This window comes from Acinetobacter sp. YH12117, assembly GCF_013418865.1.
Lineage (GTDB): Bacteria > Pseudomonadota > Gammaproteobacteria > Pseudomonadales > Moraxellaceae > Acinetobacter > Acinetobacter indicus.
In genome coordinates this window covers 1-3,704 of the sequence record NZ_VPBF01000077.1, presented here as the reverse complement: position 1 = coordinate 3,704, position 3,704 = coordinate 1, and the positions used below count along the sequence as shown (strand labels likewise).

Annotated in this window: 5 protein-coding genes; 4 read left to right on the top strand and 1 reads right to left on the bottom strand. The window is 45.2% G+C overall.

The features are described 5' to 3' along the window. Window positions 1-166: 166 nt before the first annotated feature. Entirely contained in the window at window positions 167-529 is a 363-nt protein-coding gene (locus FTU55_RS14680) for an HPF/RaiA family ribosome-associated protein (protein ID WP_005180845.1), read from the bottom strand. 247 nt (window positions 530-776) lie between these two features. Between FTU55_RS14680 and puuE the strand changes: the two genes are divergently transcribed. The 4 genes from puuE to FTU55_RS14660 all read left to right on the top strand — a co-directional run bounded on the left by puuE (window position 777) and on the right by FTU55_RS14660 (window position 3,544). Continuing rightward, window positions 777-1,751 (top strand): allantoinase PuuE, encoded by a 975-nt coding sequence (gene puuE / locus FTU55_RS14675; RefSeq protein WP_168394213.1) that lies wholly within the window; start codon window positions 777-779, stop codon window positions 1,749-1,751. A gap of 124 nt (window positions 1,752-1,875) precedes the next feature. Continuing rightward, on the top strand, window positions 1,876-2,379 hold the full coding sequence (gene uraD / locus FTU55_RS14670) for a 2-oxo-4-hydroxy-4-carboxy-5-ureidoimidazoline decarboxylase (protein WP_180047462.1): 504 nt from the start codon (window positions 1,876-1,878) through the stop codon (window positions 2,377-2,379). Next, entirely contained in the window at window positions 2,376-2,702 is a 327-nt protein-coding gene (gene uraH, locus FTU55_RS14665; protein WP_180047460.1) for a hydroxyisourate hydrolase, read from the top strand. Before uraD ends, uraH begins: the two co-directional genes overlap by 4 nt. Window positions 2,703-2,803: 101 nt before the next feature. After that, window positions 2,804-3,544 carry an outer membrane protein OmpK gene (locus FTU55_RS14660; RefSeq protein ID WP_180047458.1) on the top strand — a complete coding sequence of 247 codons (741 nt, stop codon included), beginning with the start codon at window positions 2,804-2,806 and terminating at the stop codon, window positions 3,542-3,544. The last annotated feature ends 160 nt before the right edge of the window (window positions 3,545-3,704 follow it).

Genomic DNA, 3,704 nt, shown 5'->3' with positions numbered 1-3,704 from the left:
GTGATGGGAGAGCATGTTCAAGAGTGGATTCTAAATGTTCAGATAAAGACATAAAAAAATGAGCGTATTTACATACACTCATTTTTACTACATTTTACTAAAATTTGCTTAACTGACTGGCATTACCCAATCCTGGGGCTTTTCTGCTTTTCAGCCAATACCTGTCTTATTCATCAACATCGGTATCTAGGTCAACCCGACCCGGCTGTCCACCACGAGGATGTTCTTTTTTCTCAAAGACATGCTCCAGACTACGTTTTAAACGGTCAATGGCGCCATGAATTGCGGTATCGACATTATGACCACGATGATTGACCACCACAGGCTTCAAGCCGGCCGGGCGCGCTTCAATCATACATTTAATGTCGTCATCTCCGCCTTTGTCCCCGTTTTCATCACTTAAATGTACGGAAAAATGGGTAATACGCTCACTATGGCGTTTAAATTCATCACTTAGCTCTGCACGTACGTAACTAATTAATCGTTCGCTACCTTGGATGTTCTTATCTGTACGGATTTCAATATTCATAATCTCATCCTCTCTTTCTTTCGTTTTCTGAATCTTTTTTGTGCAAAACTATTTTATCTTGGCACGTTTGTCGCTTGCTGTTTTCCAGCATATTGAACATCTTCAACCTAATTTGGACGCTACCCTCCACATTGAACGATGAACACTTTTGAGTCTGCAGAACCGTGTCCTTATACTTTGAATATCGGGCCTAACTCAAAAATATGCAAGCAATATTTGATAAAAATTAGCAAAAGGATAACCTGTTGTGACAACTGCTTACTTGCGTGGTCAGGCACTGATTGACTCAATCCGCTCTGCCCCTTATTCACGTGATTTAATTGGCTATCATGGCCAACCGCCGCATCCGCAGTGGCCGAATCAGGCACGTATTGCAGTGCAATTTGTGCTGAATTATGAGGAAGGCGGCGAAAATCATATTGAACATGGTGATGCCGGTTCTGAGCAGTTTTTATCTGAAATTGTCGGTGCGGCCAGCTTTCCGGCCAGACATATGTCGATGGATTCGATGTACGAATATGGCTCGCGGGCCGGTTTCTGGCGTATTCATCAGGAATTTCAGCGACGTCAGTTACCGATGACCATTTTTGGGGTCGGTATGGCGCTGGCGCGGAATCCATATGTGGTCGAGGCCATTCAGCAAGCCGACTATGATGTGGTGTCGCATGGGCAACGCTGGCTACATTATCAGAGCATGGACATGGCCACTGAACGCCAGCATATGGATCAGGCGATCAGTGTCTTGGAAACCCTGTTTGGTCATGCACCCATTGGCTGGTATACCGGCCGCGACAGTCCCAATACCCGCCAGTTACTGGCCGAATTTCCACAAATTCAGTATGACTGTGATTATTATGGCGATGATTTACCGTTCTGGCAGACGCTGACCAATGCCCAGGGCCAGTCACGGCCGCATTTAATTATTCCCTACACCCTCGACAGCAATGATATGAAATTTGCCGCTGCAAGCGGCTTTAATAGCGGCGAGCAGTTTTATCAATACCTGAAAGATGCTTTTGATGTGCTCTATGCCGAAGGGGAAACTGCACCCAAAATGCTCTCGATTGGTATGCACTGCCGTCTTTTGGGGCGCCCGGGACGCTTTAAAGCCCTGCAATGCTTTTTGGACTATATTCAGTCGCATCCACAGGTCTGGATTTGCCGCCGCGGTGATATTGCTACGCATTGGTATCGCCATCACGCACCAGAACTCATCAAATAAAGAAAACTCGCACCAGCCTTGTGCAGCTTTAGCCGTCTCAGTGAAAAATTGGATTTTCACCGAAATTTGGCACTGATATTGCACTTTTAGCAACAAAATTAAATGTAATGATGAGACCCTTACTGTGCAACTGGATCAATTTAATCAGGCCCCTGAAGCTGAGATTCACCAATTCTTGCAGCAATGTGTACATATTCCGGCATGGGCAACTGTCATTGCCCAACAGCGTCCTTTTGAGAGTATCGAGCAACTTTTAGAGTTTTCACGGCAGCTGGCCAGCCACTGGAGCTGGCCTGAGATTCAGGCCGCACTCGCAAACCATCCTCGAATTGGTGAAAAACAGGCACAACAAGAGCTTACGGCACAGGAGCAGGTATTTTCAGCCCGGGAACAGGCTGCCGTCCAGCTCAATAGCGACACCCAGCAGGCACTTTTACAGGGTAATCTGGCCTATGAAAAAAAATTCGGGTTTATTTTCCTGATTAAAGCCTTTGGCTTGAGCAGTGAAGATATTCTGCAAGCCTTACAGTATCGTCTGCTGAATGATGCCGACACTGAACAGCGCATTGTGCAGCAGCAACTCTCAGACATTGCCTTACTGCGTTTAAACCAGGAGCTTCAGTCATGATCAGCACCCATATTTTAGATACCCATTTGGGTCAACCGGCTACCGGCGTGAAAATCCGGCTATTTAATCAGCAACAACAGTTACTGGCCGAAGCCGAAACCAATACCGATGGCCGGGTCACGGCCGCCGATTTTGCTTTGGCCGACTGTCCGGAAGGCTCATATAGTCTGGAGTTTTATACTGCGGCCTATTTTGAACGAAAAGGCCTGGACAGCTTCTTTCCTAAAGTGGTGATTTACTTCCAGATTAAGGAGGCGACACAGCATTATCACATCCCGTTATTGATCAGTCCTTTTGCCTATTCGACCTATCGCGGCAGCTAAATTTGGTCGGAAAATTGCCAATAAAAAGTTAAATTTGGCTTTATTTTTGCTTAATAACCTGTATCCTTGACACGCTTTTTGGGGAAGACGAAGACACCGTTATGAAACTTACGCAACTTGCTGCACTTTGTGCATTCTCAACCGCTGCTGCCTTCACTCAGGCGAGTCCTATTGTATGGCAAGACTTTAGCTTGACTGGTCTTTATGGTGAAAACTACGAGTTAGGAGGCACTGAAGACCGTACCACCTTAACTGCTGAATACGCAGCTAAACTGAAATATGCAGATGTATTCTTCTTTGTTGACCAGCAATGGGATGGCAACAATGACGATTCAACTTACTTTGAATTGGCACCACGTTTAAGCCTAGGCGAAGTGACTGGTCAAAATCTGGCATTTGGTCCAGTGAAAGATGTGTTAGTCGCAACAACTTGGGAGCACAACGCAGGGCACGGTGGCAACCCTGAGTTCAACAACTTCTTATATGGCGTTGGCTTTGCTTTAGATATTCCATATACCCAATATGCGAACATCAACTTCTATCGTGCTGATAATGATACGACAGATGATGATTATCAAATGACCATCACCTATGCTGTACCATTTAAACTGGGCAATGAAGACTTCCTGGTTGATGCCTTCCTAGACTGGTCAACTGCTGAAGGTACTCAGCATGCCAGCGAATTAAACTGGACTTCTCAGTACAAATGGAATGTGGGTAAACACATTTCTCCAGAAACACGTTTATACGTGGGTATTGAACACTCAGTATGGAACAACAAATTTGGCGTAAAAGGCGCAGACCAGAATGATGTCAGCGCACTGGTGAAATACCATTTCTAAGTCGTATACATAACCTAAAAAAGCAGGACTCCGGTCCACTGCTGTCCCATAGTTTGCTTTAAATAAAAAAACCTGAGTCCTAACAGTTAAAATATGAGTGTAAACAAACACTTTAACGACCAGGATTCAGGTTTTGTCACATCAGAATACCGTATTTCAT

Coding starts and splice junctions, on each gene's coding strand:
- FTU55_RS14680 (WP_005180845.1), bottom strand. CDS start 529: ATGAATATTGAAATCCGTACAGATAAGAACATCCAAGGTAGCGAACGA.
- uraH (WP_180047460.1), top strand. CDS start 2,376: ATGATCAGCACCCATATTTTAGATACCCATTTGGGTCAACCGGCTACC.
- FTU55_RS14660 (WP_180047458.1), top strand. CDS start 2,804: ATGAAACTTACGCAACTTGCTGCACTTTGTGCATTCTCAACCGCTGCT.